We start from the raw sequence: 20,916 nt of genomic DNA on the forward strand, positions 1-20,916 counted from the left end.
GAGGTCCGCATGGCAAAGGTCCTGCGTAGAGCCGAGGACATCCGGCAGCGCGCTCTTGTCACCCAACAGCGCATCAGGCGAGATGCAGCCGAGATCCTCGAACCCTATTTAACTGCTTTGCGAAGCGACATAGTAGCGGAAAGCAACAGAATTGAGGGGTACGACTGGTCATCTCGGCAGGTTCGTGAGCTTGTCAACGCCCAGCGGGAGCTACTTAACGCGCCCATCGGCTCATTCATGGCGGTTCTGCGCGGAGATTCACGCGTTTACGAGGCGCTCGGACTGTATCGGGCACACAAACTAGCTGACGAGTGGGCGGAGTCCAAACAACGACTTCGCGAGTTTGAGATCCGCGCCCTGCACGGCCTTGTGTGCGCAACTGAGGACCATGGCGGCGCTTATAAGACGGAGAGCAACTCGATCGGCGGGGTAAGCCACAAGACGGTGGAGCCTTGGGATGTACCCCGCGCGATGGGTGAACTTAACGGCTGGTGGCAGGAGTCAGCCGTAGATCCTGCACTCGAAGCAACCGTCGTCCATGCCTGGCTAACGCACATCCACCCGTTTAAGGATGGGAATGGCAGGATCGCGCGGATCCTTGCCAATTTCGCGCTCATACAGAATGATTTTCCGCCGCTCCTCATTCGGTCGGGATCGGATCGAGGTCAATACTACGACGCCCTTGCGGCAAGCGATGACGGGGACATCTTGCCGCTCTACAGCCTCTTCGTTTCGGTGCTAAGACGCACCGTCAAAACGATGGCATCACCGGGATACGTCCGCGCGGTGGTCCAAGACCGGCTCCTTACGTCCCTCCAAGACAAGTTCGCCCTATGGTCCCGGTTGCCGCAGACGTTTGCATCGGCGATGCAGACGGAGCTCGCCAAGCGGGGATACCGGGCGGAGGTTCAGGGGTACCCTGACCTGTCATCCTTCGCCCTTCTCACACAACGGGACGCCGACGGCAATTCCTGGTACCTAAAGGTACTCGATGGTGCTGGGCGGCCAAAGTGGCTACTTTGGTACGGCTACAAAAGCCAAGAGCTTATTGACATTACTGGACCAGGAGTCCAGTACCCGTCGATTTTTGTCTCGAGGAGAACAAGCGATCCGTACTCTGAGCACCCTTACACGCCGGTCTTTTACGACGACAGCATCCCGAACGAACTGCTTCTCCGTCCGCTCGAGAAGAAGCCAGCTCGACTCAGGCAGGGTTACGAAGTAGGCGACTACACGATCGATGCTGCGGCCGAGAAGCTTGCTAGTTCGTTATATTCTAGGGACAACATAAGCGACTAGGCGGCACTGGCCCAAGTTGCCGTGACTGATCAAAGCCGGCGGCCGGCCTCAAGCCGCGGCCTGGGCCGGGATGGCACTACAACATCCCGACCCTGGCCCTGGGCCCTGGGCCCTGGCACCCTAGGCGTTGGCTGCTACAAGTAACGCATCCCAGCCGCCACGCGAGTTCTTGATGGCGGTTTCGGAGCAGAACAGGTATCTCCAACTGCCAAAGCGGCCATCGTCGTTAACAAAGCGTGCCCATTCCTCGGCCGCCGCCTTCTTGGCCTGCACGTCAACTCGCTGCACATCCTTGTCGGCCTTGCCCTCGATCAGCCAATGAGTCCCATCGACGTCGATAGCAACAAAGTCGGGATAGTACCGCCCACCAGTGTCCAGCTCGACGTAGGCGTCGTCATCGAGGCGAAGACGCAACCACCAATTAATTTTGGGGCTCGCATCCATGATGTTCGCCAGCCTAAATTCAGTGGTTTTCGCGTCGAAAGCCGCGACAGGCAGGACCGATTTCGTCCAGCCCGAATACCATCTGCCACGCTCGAAGGGCTCGTAGCGATCAATGACATCGGTCGGCATGGGACGCGGTTCTGCCGGAAGCGTTACCGTTCGGAAGACGTATCGGGGCTGGAGCTTCCGAGTGTTGTACTTCTGCTGTATTAGAGCGGAGAGGCCCTGGGTCGCTTGGTGGGCTCGCTCGGCACCCCACGCCACCTCGTCGGCTGAGCCAGAGCTGGCGTCGGCGCCGGCGCCAGAGAGAAAGGCCGAGACCACTCGCTTTGTGGCGTTCCACTCGGAGATTTCCTCAGGCACCAGGCCCAAGCCGAGAACACGTGATTCAAGGTCGCTCTGTACTTGGCTGAGCGGCAGCCACTGCTGCGTTGCGCTCGTGGATTCCTGGGCCTCCCGTCGCACGCTGATCGAACCATCTATGGTGCGATGCGCGTTGAGAGCTTCCCTAACGAGTGGGATTTCAATCTCGACAGCGAAAGCCGCGCCGGCTGCTCGCGCCTCAGCGTCCGAAACTAGCGAGAGCGAGAAATGAACCGGAAGGAWCTCCTGCTCGCGCCTGGGGAAAGTGATCTGTGGCGCGCCGGGCTTACGTTGGAGAACTCGGTAGACCGTGTCACGCTCTCCCTCGACAGCGGCTACGCCAAACTCTTGGAGGATGAGGGCGGCAGCACCATCCACCGATTCGCCATCAACGACGCGAGCTGGCGTAATGAATCGTAGGGTTCCCTGGGAGCCGTGCTCCGTCACCTCAGCGGAGACTTGTGTTGCGGGCTTCGCCACGACATGTGAGCTTGGCGGCTGTCCGGCCTCCGTCGAATCCCTGAGGGGCATAATCCTCTGCACGAGTGCATCTTTTTGGTCCAAGAGCCTCTTATAGGAGTCGTGCGCGACCAAATCCACCTGGTCCAGCATTGGTACTCCCACCCGCCTGCCGTAGGGAAGACGGAGACCACGGCCGAGGATCTGTTCGGTGAGTGATTGGGATGCAAGCTTTCGGAGCGCCACGATGACTCCGATATTCTTAACGTCCCAGCCCTCTTTTAGCTTATCTACGCTCACGACGGCACGAACGGGTGAGTCGGGCTCCTCGACGCCGGCCAGAGCTGCGAGCGCCTCATCCGAAGACTGCGAAGTGATCAGCAGGACTGCATCCGATGAGCCAATCATCTCTTCCGAGGCTAGGCGGTTGGCTACATCCGTTGCGTCTTCCACCGTTTGACATACGACGAAGAGCACCGGGTGCACTGGGCGCTCCTGGACGCCCGCCGCCCAAGTCTTGTACGCAGCCGCCTTGATACGAAGCAGGTGGCACGCGTCAGCCAATTGCGTCTGGAGGTCTTTGTGCCCGTCTTGCCGATAAACGATTACAGGAATCTTTACCAGCCCATCCGCGATTGCTTCCGCGAGGGTGTATCGGTAGATCACCTTGCGCTCGTCGGCGGGATCCGGCGTTGCCGTAAGGCCTACCAGTGCACGAGGCCGAAGGTCACGCACTGCCGCTGAAAACTTTTCCGCCTGATTGCGGTAGACATGATGTTCGTCAGCAATGATAACTAGATCGCCTGCAGCTTGGAGGTGGCTGTAGAGGTCGCTTCCAATGAACTCGTCCAACGTGCGAACCTTACGCGACATATTCAGCGTCGGTCTAATAAGTTGCTGCACGTTGAAAACGAAAAGCTTCGGGACGTCGCGCTCATGCAAGGCGTCACCCACCTGCCCGCGCGCGAAATTATCGGCCGTAACCAGTAAAGGACTGGCGTTGCCTCCTGCAATGTACTTGGAGTTACCTGGGCTGAAATTCGCAATCGTCTTGTCCTGGATGGTCTTGCCAGGCGTAACGACTAGGACGTTGCGAATCCCCTGGACGACCAAGTATTCGATTAGTGCCGCTGTAATGTATGTCTTGCCAACCCCCGTTGCGAGATCACAAACCACCTCGGTGAAATCATCTACCGAGATTCTTTCGATGATCTTATGTACGGCCGCTCGATTCGGGGCCCGGAGATCCATACGAGAGGATATTTCCTCAATAAGCGATGGATCGTAGGTCAGCCAAGTCATCTAATGACTCTCCGCTTCAGCAGATCACGTGGCGCCTTCATAAGGCGCGATCCAGGACTGAGTTCTGCCAGGAGCGCCTCGGCCTCGGCAGTTGATGCTTTGGCTACAACGGCAAGGCGCTCCGTAGATTCGAGGCGCGACACGAGCGCCCTGATTTCGGATACATCAGCAACGCCGCCAAGTACAGCTAGGCGCATCTTTCCTTTTCGCCCACAGAAAGGGTAATCCTCATCCGGCGAGAAACCCAGTTGCGTCCGTACGAACTGGGCGAAGTCGTCACCCACGACCCATTCGGCTAAGAGTGCTCGGCCGTCAATAACCTCGTATGCAGAGTCAGACACGGTGACCACACGGTAACCTCCTCCCTTCGACCAGTTCACCGCATCGCTGATTCCGCCTCGATCCTCGCCACTAATAACTTGATCGAGCCGCGGCCGGATGAAATTGTCAACGGTAGCTTGTTCCCGCTCGACCGTTACCCATCGGCGATTCATCTTATGGGCGACGGCTGCTGTCGTACCTGAACCGGCGAAGCAGTCCAACACGATGTCGCCTGGCCTTGATCCCATTTCGAATACGCGTTGGACTAGCGCTTCCGGCTTCTGGGTTGAGAATCCCGTCCGCTCGGCGGCCTGTGAGTTGATGACGTTGATATCTGTCCAGAGGTCACCGACTGCAATGCCCTTGGCCCGGTGGAGGTACTTCTTGTAGCGAGGAAAGCCGTCCTTCTTCGTGGGCCAGTGAATGTAGCCTGCCTCGTCGAGAGCGTCCAGCTTCTCTCGCATCGTCAGTTGGCTGATTTGGTGCTGCGTGTATCCGATCTCCTGTAGGAGGTTGCTCGGAACAGCCCAGCAACGCCGCCGTGTGCCTGGATCGAAACCCCGCCATGGCTGGCCACTGTCTAGGTGCGGGCGGTGGCTACCAGCGGTAAGGTCCCCTGTGTCGTACGCTCCCCGCTCGTCCGACTGGGAGAACCGACTCGCCTCATAGACGGGGTCCAGTGAGCGGTATAGCGGATACAACTCCGCCGCCTCTGACGCGCCGTAGACAAGAATTTCCTCGTGCATTGTGCCCATGGTCCGTCGAGCCAGGCTCTTGGCCGTCGTGCGTTGCCACACCACGGTTCCGAGGTAGTTCGCCGCGCCGAACTCGTCATCCATCAGGCATCGGCACCGGTGGACCTCTGTGCTGTCCAGGTGCACCCATACCGTTCCGTCAGGAGTCATCAGTTCATGGATTGCTCGCAAGCGGTCTCGTATCATCGTGAGCCACACTGAATGCTCGAGCGCGTCGTCGTATTGGGCAAAGGCCTGGCCGGTGTTGAACGGCGGGTCGATGTAGACCTGCCGCACCTTCCCTTTGTATTCGGACGCGTATTCGGGCATGTGCGCGAGTGCCCTGAGGGCGGCGTATGAATCCCCGATGATTAGCAGGTTGTCCGCCTCCGGCACCTTGCCAACGTCTCCGACGCCCTCCGTCTGTCGCAACAAACGGACCTCGGTGATGCGCGGATCGTCCCGTTCCACCCACTTGTAGGCACCCTCGGGCGTGCCCAACAACGCCTGGTCCTTGCCGATCCATGACAACGTCAACCGGCCAACCGGCGGCATGGGTAGCTCCTTCTGTGACAAACGAGCTGGCCGGATTCCAGCGCAGCTTGAGTTGGTGCGGTGAGCGTCTCTAGGTGGCCAAGACCTGCGCGCCAGGCTATCCGGTCTACCTCCCGCAACAAGCTAGCGCGTGCCACCGACACCACTCGCCCTGCCATCCCGTATGCCGTCGACCCGCCCTCTTGGGGAGCGGGCCGCCGCCCCGTCCCGCCACGTCAAGCGGACCTTGACGGCTCGTACGGACGCTGGCGGGTCGGGCGGTGGTCTGCTCGGCTTGCCCGGGTCGATGGCAGGCGGGATGGCCTACCGCAACCACCCACGGACCGTGACCCGCCGACGGAGTCCCGGCCATCCTGGAGCCGGAGCGCCCCCGCCGGAGGCGCCCTAACCGCAACCCCGCGACCGCCGCCACCTCGCCGACGCGGCCGGCGTGCGCTCCCCTACGCCGCGCGGGCTCGTGGCCGCGCGGCCCTGCCGGCTGCCGGCCCACCACACCATGGTCAACGCTGCTGTCGTTCGGCGGCGGCCCTCCGGGCTTCCCGCTCTCCGCGCCAGCCGCCGGGCATCCTGCGTGACGGCCGCAGAGCGACAGCGGCAGCGGCCGGCGCGCGCCCAGACGGCGGCGCGTGCGGCCCGTTCAGGGCCGCCTTGAAGACGTACAGAAACTTTGAACCACATCGCCGGCAGCCGGTGTCCGGTCTCGGGACCTGCGTGACACATCGGTATCAGGACCTGCGTGACACTCCGCTCAGCACTGGTGGGGTGACTTCGGAGAGCAGTGTTTCGCCGTAGCCAGCTCGGTCGGGCAGCTCAACGCCAGCGCGGACCTGCCTGCGCTGCCTCTGGCTAGATCTGTGGATCAGCCTGCGAATCCCACCAGCGCGGCAGCCCGTCATAGGGGGCGTCGGGGCTGGCGAAGTAGAACGGCACGCCGACGCTGTCTGCTATCGCCTGGCCTTTCTCGATAGCTTCCGCGGCTTCCGGCCATGGCGGAACCTCACCTCTAAACAAGCGGAGATCGCTGCCGTGGCGAAACCCGGCCAGCGGCTGCTCGTCGAAGCGGGGGTGGTGGTGGCTTGGCCGTCGCACGATCGCGTACAGTCTCACAAACCAGCCTTGGGTGTCTCCATCCCACAGAGCTTCCACGGCAACGACCGGATCCGTAATCGCCGTGGCCGCTTGGACCAGCTGCGGCACCTCGACCGGCGGCTCTTCAGGTTCAACCAAGCCCTCTGCGCGGAGCCGTGCCAAGCGCTCAGTCATCATGCCCTGGGCTTCGTACAGACCCGGCCGAGGATCAAGGCCGCCGTCAGAGCGCAACAGCATGACGGCATGTATCAGCCGCCGCTGGCGAAGTTGCTCGTCGATCCGATCGCGCACCTGCGAGGACAGCGACGTCCACCATGAATCTCGTTCCTGCACGACCCCAGTCTCACCCACCGAAGTTCCGAGGTCGTCTAGCCGGACGTGTCACCCACGTCCCGAGACTGATGTGTCACGGAGGTCCTGAAACTCGACATCGCCGGCAGCCGGTCGGCCACCGCTGGGCCGGGAGATTCCCCGCGCTCCCTCGTTTGTGCGCGCTGCTCCACCGAGAGGCTGATCTGGTTCGGGCGACCCGCTGTTAGCGTGCCCTCGTGAAGGTTGCCGGTGCACTGACGATGATCTTTGGCATCATCGCCGGAATCGTCTTGTGTCTGCTGCCGGCGAGCGTAAGCGTCTTGGGTACGTCGGTAAGTTGCGGGCCGCCCATAGTGCGGCTCGTGGCACCGGACACAGCGGGGGCCGAAGACTCACTAACGGCCGCGCTGATGCAGGACTGCCGCAATCAGTCGGCCGTACGCAGCTTCCTCGGTCTCGCGGTCTTCGCGGTGTCGGTCGGTGGTGGCGCAATCATGCTGGTTGTTGCTGGGAATAAGGCGTCCCAGCCTCAGTTGGTATGGGACGGCTACCGCTGGGCTAGTCGCAGCTAGCCGCTACTTCTCATCCCTGGGCCGCTTGATGCCAGAATGATGGCCGTGGGGACTGGCCCGGACACAACCGCGGAGTGGTGGACGACCTCCGACGTAGCTGCCTACCTTGGCGTCAAGGTGGCGACCGTGACGAACTACCGGAAGCGGGGCCAGATGCCGGAACCTGACGCGACGGTCGGCCGTACCCACATGTGGCGCCCGAGCCGAGTCGTGTCCTGGCACGAGAACCGGCCTCGTCCCGGTGTCGGTGGCCGGCCGAGCCGAGGTGGTTCGGGTGAAAGCGCGGGTGGAGTCAGCTCGCGGTGAGTGCGCGGACCTCATCGAGGTAGGAGACCGCCTCCGGCTCCTTCGGGTACCGCTCCCGGAGCAGGGTCGCCAGTTCCTTGGAGCACATCAGCAGCGACGGCAAGGACTTGCGATCTCCATTCAAGGCCCGGCGCCCGTACGACACCGCCTGGTCGAGATCCCCGCTGCGCGCCGCCACGACGCCGAGCGTGATCCGGGCTTCAGCGTTGCGCATGGGCTTGCGCTCGGTCCCGTCCGGGTCTGTAGACGAACGGATGACCTCACGGGCGTACATCTCCGCGAGACGGTCCTCACCGGCGATGCGGTAGCAGTCCATCGCGTAGAAGTCGAACTTCGCCGGGTCCACCACGAAGTGATGGTCGGTGTCCTCCGGGTACGGCAGCGACTCCAGCAATGATCGGCCCTTGTCCAGCGCCGTTTCGACCTGCCGCCTGTCGCCGAGCCGTGCCCAAGCCTTAGCGCGCTGCGCCGTCAACTGGACCGCCGCTCCGTCGTGCGCTGCTACTGCTTCGCCAGCCTCGGCGGCTGCGATCACGCCTCGATAATCGCCCTGAGTGAGCGCGTACCACGCTCGCATCTCGTACGCCCAGCCAGAGATGGCGGCGTTCCCGGCTTCGTCGCCCAGCGTCAAGGCAGCCTTGCGGGTGCCTTCGGCAATGCGGCGTAGCCCCATGTCGTACTCCACGCAGCCAACGAGAAGCGCGACCCATCCTGCGAGGCTCAACACCTCCTGGTGCTGGGCAAGAGTCAGCCGACGATCCATCAGGGCGGTGATTCGGCGGAGCCAAGCCCGCCCCTCCACCCGTAGCTGTTCCGACGCCATGTAGGGGTACTCGCAGCAGAGGCGGTCAGCGGTGATTCGGAGCGCTTCGAGCGTCGCTGCCGAGACGTCGGAGCTGCGCAGGCGAGCGAGAATCTCGACTGTCTCCATGCCGGTGCCTGCGATCAGTGCCGCGTCAGCCTCATGAGGCGTCGGGGGTGGGAAGAAGGCGGCGGTGACGGTGCCGAAGGTCTTCGCGATCAGGGCCTTGTAGAAGGCGTCAGGCTCGGAACTTCCCGCCTCCCACCGCTTCCAATTCCGCAGCAGGGTGCTATCGGTCGGAAGCTGTTCGGTGGCGTGCACCCGCATCGCTCGGACGGCTTCTCCCTGTGACCATCCTCGGGCAGTGCGTTCAGCCCTGAGCCTGGTAGCCCAGACGGGGCGGTCGAGGTCAGCAGCTACGTCAGCCATACGGCCAGTATCGCCCCATCGCGGGGGCATGGCGAGGGGACTTAGACCTGTCACCAGAGTGACACCTGTCGTTTTATCGCAGCGAAAGAGATCGTTGTGTGTGCCAGCGAAACGCCGAAACGATTCCGGCAAGAGTCTGGCGGAGTACCAACTGAGTTGGTACTTTGACGGCAGGGCAGTCATCCAACAGGGGATGCGCCTAGACACAGGAGGTCTGTTGTGAAGCTGTACGTGGACACCAAGGGCAAGCAGGTGACGGTGTCGAAGGACCCGGAGCCGAAGAACGACCAGAACGGCAACCAGCGGTCGGAGAAGGGAACGGGCCGGCTCATGTGGGCGACCCAGGTCATCGTGCTCGACGAGACCGGCGGTGAGGTCATCAGCATCACGACGGCGGGAGAGAAGCCGGGTGTGATGGTGGGGCAGCTCATCGAGGTCGAGCAGTTGGAGGCCATTCCGTGGGCGACCAACGGGCGCAACGGCGTCGCGTTCCGTGCGATCTCGCTGAAGCCGAAGGCTGGTTCGGCGGCCAAGTAGTCCTTCGCACAGCGTGCTGTGTGAAGCCTGGTGGTGTCTGACCTCCAGCGGCCTGAGGTCCGCTGATCGAGCCAAGTGAACAAGCAGTCCGAGGACGGCTCCGGCGTCCAACGTTCTCGGCCTGGTGACCACGACCGGTGGTCACATCCCGTGAGAAATGGCGCGGGGTCGGTACCGGCGTCCAAACCTGCCGACCCCGTGCCCTCCAACTCATCCGACCCAACTCGCGATTGGGAGGGATTCGTCGTGTCCAAGTCTAGCCCTCGCCGCTCCTTCGGACGGAAGTCCAGCGGCACCATCACCGTGATCGAGGCCAAGGTCCACCTGTCATCGGCCAGGAATGCTCGCCTGGCGTTCATCCTCACGGCGGTCATCGTCGGCCTTCTGTCGGCCGTGGTGGCCRCTTCCTCCATCCACCCCATCCTCGCCGTCTTCGTCGGCGCGCTGATCGGGGTTCCCCTCGGCGGCCTGGCATGGCTGCTCGTGCGGATCTGGCCGGTTCTGCGGCTGCTGTGGTGGTGGACTCCCGAAATCGGGATCACCACGCTTCTCGGCGTCTGCTGGGTGCAGCTGGTCAACCACACCTCGACCCTGGTCACGCTCATCGTGGTCGCCCTGGTCGTCGGCGTCCCCGCCGCTGTGCCGGTGTCCCGCCGGTTCCTGGTGGCCTGGACCTGGTGCCTGATCGTCAGGCATCGGCTGCGCGTGTGCTTCGCGCAGTTCATCATCGCCAACCAGTCCGGCAGCCTGCCGCTCATCCTCTGGGCCAAGCCCACGCCCGTCGGTGAACGGGTCTGGGTCTACCTGCGCCCCGGCCTGTCCCTGGCCGACCTGGAAGGCCGCCTCGACCGCATCGCGGTGGCCTGTCACGCCTCGACCGCGCTGGTCGAGCGGGCCTCCGACCGTAACGCCGCCTACCTGCGGTTCGACATCAAGCGCCGCGAGGTGCTGACCGCCCAGGTCGGTTCCCCGCTGGTCGACGTCATCGACGACACCGTTCCGGCGACCGAGCGGATCCCGGCCACCGTGCCTACCGCCCTGGACCTGCCCGACGTCGACATGCCCACGGTCACCCTGCCCACCCAGGGCAAGCCGACCGGCAAGAAGCCGGCCACCCCCTCGGCCAATGGCAGCAAGCCCGCGGCTTCCACCGCCAGTGACGTCGACGACGTCTCCGACTGGATCTGACCTTCACCCAACCGGTCGCGGAGAGCCCTACGGGGTTCGTTCGTGTGGCTCTCCGCGCCCACCAACGCCCAAGGAGGGCACCTCATGACCACCACACCCGCCCCGACCTCCGGGGTTCCGGTGGGGCCTGGCCTGTCGATGTTCGACCCCATCTTCGTCGGCATCGACGAGTTCGGTCACCCCGTCTACATCACCCTCGCCTACCGCAACCTGCTCGCCGGAGGCGAACCCGGCGGAGGCAAGAGCGGCCTGCTCAACACCATCGCCGCCCACGCTGCCCTCTCCGTGGACTCCCGGCTCGTGCTGCTGGACGGCAAGCTCGTCGAACTCGGCCAGTGGGAGGACTGCGCCGACGCGTTCATCGGCCCCGACATCACCGCCGCCCTCGACATCCTCCGCCGCCTGCAACTGGTGATGAACAACCGCTACGCCTGGCTGCGCGCCCACGGCCGCCGCAAGGTCACCGCCACCGACGGCCTGTCCGTCATCACCGTCCTCGTCGACGAGATCGCCTACTACAGCGCGACAGTCGGCTCCAAGCAGGAGCAGGAAGAGTTCGTGGCTCTCCTGCGCGACCTGGTCGCCCGGGGCCGTGCCGCCGGTATCCCGGTGGTTGCCGCGACTCAGCGGCCCAGCTTCGACATCATCCCCACCTCGCTGCGGGACCTGTTCGGCTACCGCGCCGCGTTCCGCTGCACCACACCGAACACCTCCAACATCGTGCTCGGGCACGGCTGGGCCGAGCAGGGCTACACCGCCACCGACATCGCCCCCACCAACCAGGGCGCCGCCTACCTCATCGCCGAAGGCGGCACCCCCAAACGCATCAAGGTCGCCTACCTCACCGACACCCAGATCGCCGGCATCGCCGACTACGCCGCCTGGATCCGCCGACCCCGCCCGTTACCGACCCTCATCCCGGACCTGACCCGGGCGGATTACGAGGTGGCGGCATGACCACGCCCGCTCACGACTGCGCCGACTTCATCGAGGTCGTCGACACCGAGACCGACAAGGCCACTGGCCACCTGTGGCAGTACCTGCGCTGCACCGTCTGCGGCAAGCGCGACGGACACATCAGCCAGGGCGGCTCCGACGCCTTCCACCCCATCCCCGACAACGCCGTCTTCTACACCGACCCCGGCTGGGAGGTCACCTCATGACCACGCGCGAACAGGCCTACGCCAAGGCCAACCAGCAGCGCGCCGCCCGATACGTCGAGATCTGGATCGTCGCCCAACCGGCGGAGATCGCCTCGATGGTTCAGGTCGCCTCGGCCAGCGGCCGACTCGTCTACCTCGGCCCACCCCACCCGATGGGCGGCGACGACACCCGCCAACGCCGCTACCTGCGGCTCCGCACCCGATAGCAGTCGACGGAACCGGCTCAAGCCCTGGAAAGCAGACCGGCTCCGCCGACCTCCACCAACAGCCCCGAAAGGACGTGGCTGCCATGAAGGCTACCCACAACCCCACCACCGCAGCATCGGTCACACCCGCTGACCTGCTGCGGATGGCTGCCCTCTACCTCCGCCGGCACGGCTGGCACCAGGGCACCTACTACCCCCACACCACCGACACCCCCACCCCGCCGGCCTGCGCCGTCGGAGCCATCGGCATGGCCTGCACCGGACACCCGGTGCACCACTGGTACGACCTCGACACCGACGAGCGAATCACCTACCTCGCCGCCATCGCCGCGTTCGTCGACTACCTCGACGACTTCGCGCCGGTCTTTCACATCGACGAAGACGGTCACCTGCTCGACGAGCACATCTCCCCCTACTCCTGGAACGACGAGCCCGGCCGCACCGCCGAGCAGGTCATCACCGCCCTTGAGAACGCCGCTGACGAGTGGAACCGCCTCCACACCGACGGAGGCGAGCCTCGATGAACACCGTCAAGAAGTCCTTGACACCGCATCTGCCCCGGCAGCGTCGCCGGGACGTCGTCGAGAACGACGCCTTCGCCGCCTTCGCCCGGCGCATCATCCGCGCCCACGGCCGCCGCGTCGCTGACGGCGACGTCGAAGCCCTCCGCGACCTCGTCGCCCTCTCCGCCGACCTCGACGACGCCATCGGTGAAGCCGTGATCGGACTGCGGGCCTTCGGCTACTCCTGGGCCGAAATCGGCTCCCGCCTCGGAATCTCCCGCCAGGCCGCCCAGCAGCGCTGGGGAGGCCAGTCATGACCGACCTGCGTTCTACCGAGCTGGAGCAGCTCGCCGACCGCACCGGCATCCGGGTCGAGTTCTACGACCCGACCGGCACCCGCTACGGGTTCCCCACCTTCCCCTTCCACACCGCGCCTGCGGGCCTGGCCACCCGCCGACAGTTGCGCGCCGCAGGACTTCGCCCCGGCGGACACGACCCCGTCGCCCAGATCCTCTGGCGACACCGCACCAACCGCCGGGTCGCCTACCTCTACCGCCTCGACTGGGCCAAACCGAAGCGTGTCGCCACCCCCGCCCAGCGGGAGGCGATTGCCAAGGCCCTGCTCGCCCGGCGCACCTGCCGCGACTGCGGCCAGATCAAGCCCTACTACATCCCCCGCCGCTACGGCTGCTGCCTCGACTGCCACGGAGGCCACTGATGGCTGTCCTGATCACCTTCGCCGTCGTCCTGCTCATCGGCATCGCCCTGGCCTACATGGGAGGCGTCCGATGACCACCACCACCGCCGTCAACTTCGCCGCCCAGGAGCGGATGACCCCGGACGACTACGTCGTCACCGCCATCGCCCGCGACTTCGCCGCCCGAGGCGAACTGTCCTTCGAACGGTTTCTGTCCGGCTACTACGCCGAAAGCCTGCGCATCATCCACGACGCCCACCTCACCCAGTGCACCGCCGGACCCGACCAGCACTGCCCCACCTGCAACGGCATCCGCGTCGGCCTCGCCGGACTCGCCGCCGAACAACGCGCCGTCACCACCGGGCAGGTGACTCATGACCACTGACCGCCACACCACCACCGGCCCCCGTATCGAGGGCCTGGTCCTGGTGCTCATCCTCATCGCGGTCGCCGGGTTCGCCGGGGCCGCTTCCTTCACCCATGTCAAAGACTGGACCCTCGCCAACTCTCCTGCCGGGACGGGTGCGTGGTTCGGCTGGGCCAACGCCGTCATCTCCGAGCTGGTCCCGATCGCGTGCCTGTTGACCATCCGCCGACGCCGCCGCAGCGGCGCGCCCATCGGTTACCCGCTGTTCCTGCTCATCGCCGCCGCCAGCCTGTCCCTCGCGGCTCAGTTGGCGGTCGCCAAGCCGGGCATCTCAGGGTGGCTGCTGTCCGCTGTTCCGGCTCTGGCGTTCATGGCCCTGGTGAAGCTCGTCCTCGCCCCGGCACCCACGCCGGAACAACCCACCACCGCCCCGGTCAGCCCGGCTGAACCCATTCGGGTGCAGGTGGCCGAGCAGGTCACCACCGAGCCGGTACCACCGGCTGCCATCACCCCAACCCCAACCCCGACCACGGCCGCCGAGCCGGAACCCGTCACCATCCCGGCCGTCGCGCCGGAGTCCGTCGCCGTACCGGCCGAGCCGGTCGACGTTCCCACTCATCTGCTGCCGATGGCGCGTTTCGCGGCGGTGCAGCACGAACAGGCCACCGGCCAGCCCATCACTCCGGCCGAGCTGGCCGACCGTCTCGACGTCACCCCACCCGTCGCCGGACAACTCCTGGCCACCATCGGCGGTGGTGCCCGATGAGCATCCACACCGTTGACGTCGTGCAGTTCCTGCACACCTGCCCGGCGGAGCCGGAGCCCCATCCCTACGACATCCGCCGGACCGTCATCGACGTCATCGACGGCGGGCCCTGCCGCAACCCGGTCACCATCCGCTGCGGCGACACCGTCACCCAGATCCGCTGCGGCCGGCACGAACCGGCCAAGCGCCAGTGCGGCGCCTGCCGGGTCATCGTCATCGAACGCACCATCACCAACCTGCACCCCACTGCTGGGGTGGCCGGTTGATGGCCTCGACGCTGGACCTCACCCCCCGCGCCTCCGTGGCCCGGGGGGTGGGCTCGAACGCCGACACCATCGCGCCCGTCTACGGCTACACGGCTGCCGGGGCCGCGTTCGAACGCGCCACCCGCCCGGACTACTACGGCTGGCTGGAACACGTCCGCGCCGCCGCCGGCTGCACCCGCCCCATCCGGCTGTCCGGTCAGATCCTCACCGTCGAGCAGGCCACCGGCCGGGTCCTGGACGCCCGGCATACCGATGCGATGCCCGACGCCGCCATCTACACCGCCTGCGGCAACCGACGCGCCACCGTCTGCCCCGCCTGCGCCCAGACCTACCAACGCGACGCCTTCCAACTCCTGCGCGCCGGCCTCGTCGGCGGCAAAGGCGTCCCCGAATCGGTCGCGCAGCATCCGGCGGTGTTCGCGACGTTCACCGCACCGTCTTTCGGCACCGTCCACGCCCGGATCGTGAAGCGGCACACCTGCCGCAACCGACGCCGCTGCGACTGCCGCGCCGAACCCTGCCACGCCCGCCGAGACACCGGCCTCTGCCCCCACGGCCGCCCAGCCGTCTGCTGGGCCCGCCACGAAACCGGCGACACCGCGCTCGGGCATCCGCTCTGTTTGGACTGCTACGACCACGATCACCAGGTCGTCTGGAACATCTTCTCCGGCGAACTCTGGCACCGCACCAAACAAGCCGCCGAACGCTGGCTCGCCAAACTCGCCCAACGCCGCGGCGTCCCCCGCGTCGAGGTGGTCACCGCCTCCGGCAAGACCCGCACGGTCGCCCCGGTGCGGCTGTCGCCCGGGAAAGTCGCCGAACTGCAAGCCCGGGGAGCGGTGCACTTCCACGCCATCGCCCGCCTCGACGGCGTCGACCCCACCGACCCGCAAGCGATCGTGCCCCCACCACCTGGGTTCACCGTGGACGACCTCGTCGACGCGCTGCGCCACGCCGCCCGGCAGATCGCCTTTCACACCCCGCCGCACCCTGACCGGCCGGAGGGATGGCCGATCCGTTGGGGCGACCAGGTCGACGTGGAACCGATCGCCACCGACGGCTCCGGGGAGGTCACCGATGGCATTGTCGCGGGCTACCTTGCCAAGTACGCCACCAAAAGCACCGAGGCCACCGGGCACACCTCCACCCGCCTGACCGCCGACACGATCGGGGACTACGCCGACCCCGACGGCGACCACACCGCCCGCCTCATCGACGCCTGCTGGCGCATCGGCCGACCCGTCCACACCCCGGCCCCACTCTCAGAGCGGTCCCGGGAACCCCGGCCACGGCCCGGCTTCGTCCAGCGCTGGGAATGCCCCGACTGCGGCACCCACACCCGCTACCCGGCCTGCCCCGTTTGCGTCGCTCAGCGTCAAGCCGCCCTTGACGCCGAACCGGCGAAACCAGCAACGGCCAACCCTTACGTCCGGCTGCGCCGATGGGCGCACATGCTCGGCTACGGCGGCCACTTCCTCACCAAAGCCCGCCGCTACTCGGTGACCTTCCGGCTCCTACGCGACACCCGCATCGCCTACCGGCGCCACGAGCACCAGGACCACGAACACCCAGCCGCCAGCGGACCACCCGCCGAGCAGGTCGGCGAGGACACCACCCTCATCGTCGGCACCCTCACCTTCGCCGGAGTCGGCTGGCACACCACCGGAGACGCACTCCTCGCCAACACCGCCGCCGCCCTCGCCCGCGAACGACGAACCACCGGCCGCGAAGAACTCGCCCACGAACTCGCCACTACTTCGGCCGGTATCGCGCCGGCCGCCGCCTGACCCAGACAGACCGAGGAGGTCACCCGTCATGAGCACCACCGCCCGCCCCAACCCGGTCGTCCGGCTCGTCCCTCGTACCGGGACCGTCGTCGTCGAGCCGGTCACCTACACCGTCCGCGAGGTCGCCAAGCTCCTCGGCCTCTCGCTGGGCAGCACCTACGCCCTCGTCCGCGACGGCACCATCCCGGCGACCCGCCTCGGGGGTCGCTGGCTGATCCCGCGTGCCCGGTTCCACGCCTGGCTCGACGGCGTCACCGAGCAACCCGCCGCCACCGGCACCGAGCATGGCCGGAGGCGCTGATGGGCTTCGTCCGCAAGACTCCGGCCGGCACCTTCCGCGCCTGCTGGCGTGATCCTGCCGGTGGGCAGAAGTCCAAGAGCTTCCGCACGAAGCGGGAGGCCAATGCCTTCCTCGCCGAGATCGAGGGAAGCCTCAATCGGGGCACCTATGTGAACCCGCACGCCGGTCGTACCCGTTTCGGTGACTTCGCTCAGCAGTGGCTCGCCACCCGGGCAGTCGAGGCGCGTACGACTGAGCGGACCGTCTCCATGCTCCGCACGCACGTCCTGCCGAAGTGGGGTGACTGGCCGCTCGGAAAGGTCGACTTCATGTCGGTGCAGGAGTGGGTGACCGGTCTCGGTCGGGATCTCGCGCCCGCCACCGTGGCCAAGTGCTACCAACTGCTGTCGATGATCCTCAAGACGGCGGTACAGGCACGGCTGATCGCCACCAACCCCGCCGAGGGGGTGAAGCTGCCTCGTGATCGGTCCCGCGACGTCAGACCGGTCACGATCAGTCGGGAGGACTTCTTCGGTCGGCTGCTTCCGGCGGTCCCGCCTCGGCATCGGGGGATCGTCTCCGCTGCCGCTGGGGCCGGTCTTCGCTGGGGTGAGTGCGCCGGGCTGACGTGGTCGTCGGTGGACCTCGACCGGGCATCGCTGCGCGTCGTCCAGGTCGCCGAGGAGACGCACGGCGGGATCGTGCTGCGCCCGTATCCGAAGAGTCGCGCCGGGGTCCGGACCGTGCCGCTACCGTCCTTCCTCCTGGCCGCGCTCCGCGAGCTGCACACCGCCGCCGACGATCCGGACCCGCGAGCCCTGGTCTTCCGTGACCGGGTCGGCCGGCCACTCCGACGCTCGAACTTCCGGCGCCGAGTGTGGCTGCCGTCGCTGGTCCGCGCCGGGCTGCTCGGCCAAGCCGTCAACACCGGCCCCCACCGGTACCGCGCGACCTGGCCGGACCGGGAGGGCATCGAGTGGTCGGCCGAGTTCACCACCGAGCGGGAGGCCGTCGCCTGCGTGGCGGCCAAGGCTTCCGGCGGGATGCGCTTCCACGATCTGCGGCACGCCTACGCCACCTGGCTGGTCACCGACGGCGTTCCGATCAACCTGGTGCAGCGGGTCATGGGCCACGAACAGGCGTCGACGACGCTCAACCGCTACACCCACACCCCGGACGACTACGCCGCCCGCGTCCTGGAGACGTTCAACGGCTCTGCTGCCTCTCTGCTGCCTCCGACCAGAGAAACGCCCTCGGGGAGCCTGCTCGACGACGACGGAGATGACCTGTGATCTGCGGCGGAGTGCTCCCGGCGCAAAGGGACGACCCCCGTCGGGGGGAGACGGGGGTCGTCTTGTGGTTCGGCTCCGGGGGGGTCGAGCCGAACCGACTCAGCGGTTACGGGGGGTGCAACCGCCGAGGCCTGCGGCGTCGGGAATGTGAACTCCCGTCGCGAGGACAAGCATGCCGCAGCCGACCCTTATACGTCGAGTGGTGTTCAGTCCACGCAAAGCTAATTTCTTGCACATCAGATGTGACCGCCGTCACTCCTGCGGGTGCTCATCCACTTCCATGACCCTGGGCGGACGCCTCCGCGCCGCCGTCGGGCTAGACTTTCGCGCCGTGGGCCGCAGCGCCGCTTTCTTCGATCTCGACAAGACCGTCATCGCCAAGTCAAGCGCACTGGCATTCGGTCGGCCGTTCTACCGGGACGGGCTGATCACTCGGCGTGACGTGGTCAAGTCGGCGTACGCGCAGTTGATGTTCCGGCTGGGCGGCACCGACGAGCAAACCATGGCCCGCACGCGGGACTACCTGGCCACACTCTGCAAGGGCTGGCCGGTGGAACAGGTCCGCCAGATCGTCGCGGAGACGCTGCACGAACTGATCAACCCCTATGTGTACGCCGAGGCGGCCGCCCTCATCGAGGAGCACCAGGCCGCCGGCCGGGACGTGGTGCTGGTTTCCGCGTCGGGTGACGAGATGGTCCGGCCGATCGGTGAGCTGCTCGGGATCACCGACGTGATCGCCACCCGGATGGGTGTGGTGGACGGCCGCTACAGCGGTGAGGTCGAGTTCTACGCCGCCGGTCCGAGCAAGGTCGAGGCGGTCAGCGAGCTGGCTCTGGAACGCGACTACGACCTCAGCGACTCGTACGCGTACTCCGACTCGTACTCGGATCGGCCGCTGCTGGAGTGCGTGGGGCACCCGACGGTGGTCAACCCGGACCGGGCGCTGCGCAAGCTGGCGGTGGAGAACTCGTGGCCGGTGCTGGAGTTCCGGCACCCGATTCCGCTGGGCCGCCGCCTGCGTGAGCGGCCGGCCGTGCCGGTCGCGGCCGCGGCGCTCGGTGTCGGAGTCGGCGTGGCCATCGGCATCGCCTGGTACGGCCGGCACCGCCGCACCCGCACCGCCGCGCCGACCGCCTGACACCCGCGACCTCAGGACGCGGCGAGGATCTCGTCGCCGATGAGCGTGATCTGGTCGGCGCCGACCTCGACAGCCGTCATGTAGTGCCGCAGCCAGGAGCGCAGGCCGTCGGGCGTGCCGGTGGCGAACGCGCCGGCCGCGCCCACGTACTCCGGTTCGCGCTCGCGGTGACCGACGTCGACAGCGACCAGCCCGCGGGGGTCGAACCCGGTGGAGATCAGCACCAGCCGGGCGGCGGCGCGGGCCACCACCCCGGACGGGCCGGGGAACGGGCGCAGGTTCAGCAGCTCGCCGTGTACGACGGCGGCCAGCACCAGCGGCGGCACCTTGGTGCCACCGGCGACCAGGGCGGCCAGGCCGTCGAGGCGGGCCGCGACCACCGGGTCGGCGACCGGCCGGCCCAACTCCTCCTCGGTCACCACGTCGCGGGCGGCGAGCACGTGCAGCCGGGCCAGCACCTGCCGGGGCGCCTTGGGCCAGAGGTCGCTGAGCCCGGGCAGCGCTCCGGCCACCCGCAGCGCGCCCTGCATCACCGGGTCGGTGACGGTGCCGGCGCGTACCTCCTCGCGGTCGTGGACGCGGCCCTCCAGCGCGGCGCTGGCCACGGCGGAGCGGAGGCTGACCTCGGCGGCGACCTGGCCGCCCTGGCGGCGCAGCGCGCGGTGCCGGTGGGCCAGGTCGACCCGCTCGCGGGCCTGCTCGACGGCGGGGGCGACGTCGGCGAGCGCGAGCAGCGGGGCGAGCGGATCGGTGGTCACCCCGTCACGCTAGCGACCGCCGGGCTCCCCCCATGCCCGGGGTTGTTAATAAGGGTCCCTTCCTCTACCGGAGGCGTTAACAAGGGGCCCTTCCTTACACCTCGGCGCGAGGGGAGGGCCGCTGGGCGCGCGGTGCGGGGCCGGGCGGTCGCGACCGGGGTACGGCGGGACTAACCTTCCCCGGAGTAGGAGACGCAGGTCACGCGACGAAGGAGTCACCGCATGAGCGAGGCATTGGCCAACTTGCTGAACGAGACGCGCCAGTTCCCGCCGCCGGCTGAACTCGCCGCGAACGCCAACGTGACCGCCGAGGCGTACGAGGAGGCGGCCGGTGACCGGCTGGCCTTCTGGGCGCGTCAGGCCGGCCGGCTGGCCTGGGCCCAGCCGTGGGAGCAGGTGCTCGACTGGTCGAACGCCCCGTTCGCGAAGTGGTTCACCGGGGGCACGCTGAACGTGGCGTACAACTGCCTGGACCGGCACGTCGAGGCGGGCCTCGGCGACAAGGTGGCGATCCACTGGGAGGGCGAGCCCGGCGACACCCGCACCGTCACCTACGCCGACCTGCACCGGCTCACCTGCCAGGCGGCGAACGCGCTGACGGAGCTGGGCGTGACCGCCGGTGACCGGGTGGCGATCTACATGCCGATGATCCCGGAGGCGGCGGTGGCGATGCTCGCCTGCGCCCGGATCGGCGCCACGCACAGCGTGGTGTTCGGCGGCTTCTCCGCGGACGCGCTCACCAACCGGATCCAGGACGCCAGCGCCAAGGTGGTGATCACCGCGGACGGCGGGTACCGGCGGGGCAAGCCGTCGGCGCTCAAGCCGACCGTGGACGAGGCGGTGGCGAAGTGCCCGTCGGTGGAGCACGTGCTGGTGGTGCGGCGTACCGGTGAGGAGGTCGCCTGGTCGGGCAGGGACCACTGGTGGCACGAGACGGTGGAGACGGCGGCGCCGGAGCACGAGGCGCAGCCGTTCGACGCC

At 66.8% G+C, this 20,916-nt stretch carries 24 protein-coding genes; 19 read left to right on the plus strand and 5 right to left on the minus strand.

The window, feature by feature from the left end:
* On the plus strand, positions 1 to 1,299 hold a 1,299-nt coding region (locus A8711_RS31695; protein WP_218062397.1), incomplete at its 5' end, for a Fic family protein.
* 120 nt (positions 1,300 to 1,419) lie between these two features.
* On the opposite strand, the gene A8711_RS22835 is transcribed toward A8711_RS31695, so the two are convergent.
* The 3 genes from A8711_RS22835 to A8711_RS22845 form a co-directional block, all read right to left on the minus strand.
* Entirely contained in the window at positions 1,420 to 3,867 is a 2,448-nt protein-coding gene (locus A8711_RS22835) for a DEAD/DEAH box helicase (protein ID WP_083297078.1), read from the minus strand.
* Positions 3,864 to 5,477 (minus strand): site-specific DNA-methyltransferase, encoded by a 1,614-nt coding sequence (locus A8711_RS22840; RefSeq protein ID WP_069088054.1) that lies wholly within the window; start codon positions 5,475 to 5,477, stop codon positions 3,864 to 3,866. Before A8711_RS22840 ends, A8711_RS22835 begins: the two co-directional genes overlap by 4 nt.
* Positions 5,478 to 6,323: 846 nt before the next feature.
* Complete coding sequence (locus tag A8711_RS22845; protein WP_069088096.1) at positions 6,324 to 6,899, minus strand: hypothetical protein; 576 nt, start codon at positions 6,897 to 6,899, stop codon at positions 6,324 to 6,326.
* A gap of 215 nt (positions 6,900 to 7,114) precedes the next feature.
* On the opposite strand from A8711_RS22845, the gene A8711_RS22850 reads away from it, so the two are divergent.
* Complete coding sequence (locus tag A8711_RS22850) at positions 7,115 to 7,450, plus strand: hypothetical protein (RefSeq protein ID WP_069088053.1); 336 nt, start codon at positions 7,115 to 7,117, stop codon at positions 7,448 to 7,450.
* A 39-nt stretch (positions 7,451 to 7,489) separates the two neighbouring features.
* Complete coding sequence (locus A8711_RS33220) at positions 7,490 to 7,756, plus strand: helix-turn-helix domain-containing protein (protein WP_356984611.1); 267 nt, start codon at positions 7,490 to 7,492, stop codon at positions 7,754 to 7,756.
* Here A8711_RS33220 and A8711_RS22855 read toward each other — a convergent pair.
* A complete protein-coding gene (locus tag A8711_RS22855; protein WP_069089280.1) occupies positions 7,743 to 8,885 on the minus strand; it encodes a hypothetical protein in 1,143 nt (380 codons plus the stop codon). The two genes, A8711_RS33220 and A8711_RS22855, sit on opposite strands and share 14 nt — an antisense overlap.
* Before the next feature lie 321 nt (positions 8,886 to 9,206).
* On the opposite strand from A8711_RS22855, the gene A8711_RS22860 reads away from it, so the two are divergent.
* The 15 genes from A8711_RS22860 (at position 9,207) to A8711_RS22930 (ending at position 19,177) form a co-directional block, all read left to right on the plus strand.
* Positions 9,207 to 9,524, plus strand: a complete 318-nt coding sequence (locus A8711_RS22860) for a hypothetical protein (protein WP_030274472.1) — start codon at positions 9,207 to 9,209, stop codon at positions 9,522 to 9,524.
* A gap of 297 nt (positions 9,525 to 9,821) precedes the next feature.
* A complete protein-coding gene (locus tag A8711_RS22865) occupies positions 9,822 to 10,712 on the plus strand; it encodes a hypothetical protein (RefSeq protein WP_069089291.1) in 891 nt (296 codons plus the stop codon).
* Between the two features lie 84 nt (positions 10,713 to 10,796).
* On the plus strand, positions 10,797 to 11,669 hold the full coding sequence (locus tag A8711_RS22870; RefSeq protein ID WP_069089281.1) for an FtsK/SpoIIIE domain-containing protein: 873 nt from the start codon (positions 10,797 to 10,799) through the stop codon (positions 11,667 to 11,669).
* Complete coding sequence (locus A8711_RS22875; protein WP_069089282.1) at positions 11,666 to 11,875, plus strand: hypothetical protein; 210 nt, start codon at positions 11,666 to 11,668, stop codon at positions 11,873 to 11,875. Before A8711_RS22870 ends, A8711_RS22875 begins: the two co-directional genes overlap by 4 nt.
* On the plus strand, positions 11,872 to 12,081 hold the full coding sequence (locus tag A8711_RS22880; RefSeq protein WP_069089283.1) for a hypothetical protein: 210 nt from the start codon (positions 11,872 to 11,874) through the stop codon (positions 12,079 to 12,081). Before A8711_RS22875 ends, A8711_RS22880 begins: the two co-directional genes overlap by 4 nt.
* Before the next feature lie 83 nt (positions 12,082 to 12,164).
* On the plus strand, positions 12,165 to 12,605 hold the full coding sequence (locus A8711_RS22885) for a hypothetical protein (protein ID WP_069089284.1): 441 nt from the start codon (positions 12,165 to 12,167) through the stop codon (positions 12,603 to 12,605).
* Positions 12,602 to 12,901: a hypothetical protein gene (locus A8711_RS22890; RefSeq protein WP_069089285.1), complete on the plus strand. Its 300-nt coding sequence runs from the start codon at positions 12,602 to 12,604 to the stop codon at positions 12,899 to 12,901. Before A8711_RS22885 ends, A8711_RS22890 begins: the two co-directional genes overlap by 4 nt.
* Positions 12,898 to 13,302 carry an RRQRL motif-containing zinc-binding protein gene (locus A8711_RS22895; protein ID WP_069089286.1) on the plus strand — a complete coding sequence of 135 codons (405 nt, stop codon included), beginning with the start codon at positions 12,898 to 12,900 and terminating at the stop codon, positions 13,300 to 13,302. Before A8711_RS22890 ends, A8711_RS22895 begins: the two co-directional genes overlap by 4 nt.
* Before the next feature lie 70 nt (positions 13,303 to 13,372).
* Entirely contained in the window at positions 13,373 to 13,666 is a 294-nt protein-coding gene (locus A8711_RS22900) for a hypothetical protein (RefSeq protein WP_069089287.1), read from the plus strand.
* Positions 13,656 to 14,414 (plus strand): hypothetical protein, encoded by a 759-nt coding sequence (locus tag A8711_RS22905; RefSeq protein WP_069089288.1) that lies wholly within the window; start codon positions 13,656 to 13,658, stop codon positions 14,412 to 14,414. The genes A8711_RS22900 and A8711_RS22905 overlap by 11 nt, the downstream gene beginning before the upstream one ends.
* Positions 14,411 to 14,680, plus strand: coding sequence for a hypothetical protein (locus A8711_RS22910; RefSeq protein WP_069089289.1), 270 nt, complete (start codon positions 14,411 to 14,413; stop codon positions 14,678 to 14,680). The genes A8711_RS22905 and A8711_RS22910 overlap by 4 nt, the downstream gene beginning before the upstream one ends.
* Complete coding sequence (locus A8711_RS22915) at positions 14,680 to 16,467, plus strand: replication initiator (RefSeq protein ID WP_069089290.1); 1,788 nt, start codon at positions 14,680 to 14,682, stop codon at positions 16,465 to 16,467. The genes A8711_RS22910 and A8711_RS22915 overlap by 1 nt, the downstream gene beginning before the upstream one ends.
* 28 nt (positions 16,468 to 16,495) lie before the next feature.
* Positions 16,496 to 16,768 (plus strand): helix-turn-helix domain-containing protein, encoded by a 273-nt coding sequence (locus A8711_RS22920; protein WP_052166223.1) that lies wholly within the window; start codon positions 16,496 to 16,498, stop codon positions 16,766 to 16,768.
* Positions 16,768 to 18,039, plus strand: a complete 1,272-nt coding sequence (locus tag A8711_RS31700) for a tyrosine-type recombinase/integrase (protein WP_124778914.1) — start codon at positions 16,768 to 16,770, stop codon at positions 18,037 to 18,039. The genes A8711_RS22920 and A8711_RS31700 overlap by 1 nt, the downstream gene beginning before the upstream one ends.
* Before the next feature lie 331 nt (positions 18,040 to 18,370).
* Positions 18,371 to 19,177 (plus strand): HAD family phosphatase, encoded by an 807-nt coding sequence (locus tag A8711_RS22930; RefSeq protein WP_064448445.1) that lies wholly within the window; start codon positions 18,371 to 18,373, stop codon positions 19,175 to 19,177.
* A gap of 11 nt (positions 19,178 to 19,188) precedes the next feature.
* Here the strand turns inward: A8711_RS22930 and A8711_RS22935 are convergent, their stop codons facing one another.
* Positions 19,189 to 19,935: an oxidoreductase gene (locus tag A8711_RS22935; RefSeq protein WP_043327263.1), complete on the minus strand. Its 747-nt coding sequence runs from the start codon at positions 19,933 to 19,935 to the stop codon at positions 19,189 to 19,191.
* Between the two features lie 222 nt (positions 19,936 to 20,157).
* Here A8711_RS22935 and A8711_RS22940 point away from each other — a divergent pair.
* The coding region (locus tag A8711_RS22940) for an AMP-binding protein (RefSeq protein ID WP_141707683.1) at positions 20,158 to 20,916 on the plus strand (759 nt) is incomplete at its 3' end.

The organism is Micromonospora sp. II, from assembly GCF_001709195.1.
GTDB classification, from domain to species: domain Bacteria; phylum Actinomycetota; class Actinomycetes; order Mycobacteriales; family Micromonosporaceae; genus Micromonospora; species Micromonospora chalcea.

Coding starts and splice junctions, on each gene's coding strand:
- A8711_RS22870 (WP_069089281.1), top strand. CDS start 10,797: ATGACCACCACACCCGCCCCGACCTCCGGGGTTCCGGTGGGGCCTGGC.
- A8711_RS22875 (WP_069089282.1), top strand. CDS start 11,666: ATGACCACGCCCGCTCACGACTGCGCCGACTTCATCGAGGTCGTCGAC.
- A8711_RS22915 (WP_069089290.1), top strand. CDS start 14,680: ATGGCCTCGACGCTGGACCTCACCCCCCGCGCCTCCGTGGCCCGGGGG.
- A8711_RS31700 (WP_124778914.1), top strand. CDS start 16,768: ATGGGCTTCGTCCGCAAGACTCCGGCCGGCACCTTCCGCGCCTGCTGG.
- A8711_RS22890 (WP_069089285.1), top strand. CDS start 12,602: ATGAACACCGTCAAGAAGTCCTTGACACCGCATCTGCCCCGGCAGCGT.
- A8711_RS33220 (WP_356984611.1), top strand. CDS start 7,490: ATGGCCGTGGGGACTGGCCCGGACACAACCGCGGAGTGGTGGACGACC.
- A8711_RS22880 (WP_069089283.1), top strand. CDS start 11,872: ATGACCACGCGCGAACAGGCCTACGCCAAGGCCAACCAGCAGCGCGCC.
- A8711_RS22905 (WP_069089288.1), top strand. CDS start 13,656: ATGACCACTGACCGCCACACCACCACCGGCCCCCGTATCGAGGGCCTG.
- A8711_RS22885 (WP_069089284.1), top strand. CDS start 12,165: ATGAAGGCTACCCACAACCCCACCACCGCAGCATCGGTCACACCCGCT.
- A8711_RS22920 (WP_052166223.1), top strand. CDS start 16,496: ATGAGCACCACCGCCCGCCCCAACCCGGTCGTCCGGCTCGTCCCTCGT.
- A8711_RS22910 (WP_069089289.1), top strand. CDS start 14,411: ATGAGCATCCACACCGTTGACGTCGTGCAGTTCCTGCACACCTGCCCG.
- A8711_RS22855 (WP_069089280.1), bottom strand. CDS start 8,885: ATGCGGGTGCACGCCACCGAACAGCTTCCGACCGATAGCACCCTGCTG.
- A8711_RS22840 (WP_069088054.1), bottom strand. CDS start 5,477: ATGCCGCCGGTTGGCCGGTTGACGTTGTCATGGATCGGCAAGGACCAG.
- A8711_RS22900 (WP_069089287.1), top strand. CDS start 13,373: ATGACCACCACCACCGCCGTCAACTTCGCCGCCCAGGAGCGGATGACC.
- A8711_RS22895 (WP_069089286.1), top strand. CDS start 12,898: ATGACCGACCTGCGTTCTACCGAGCTGGAGCAGCTCGCCGACCGCACC.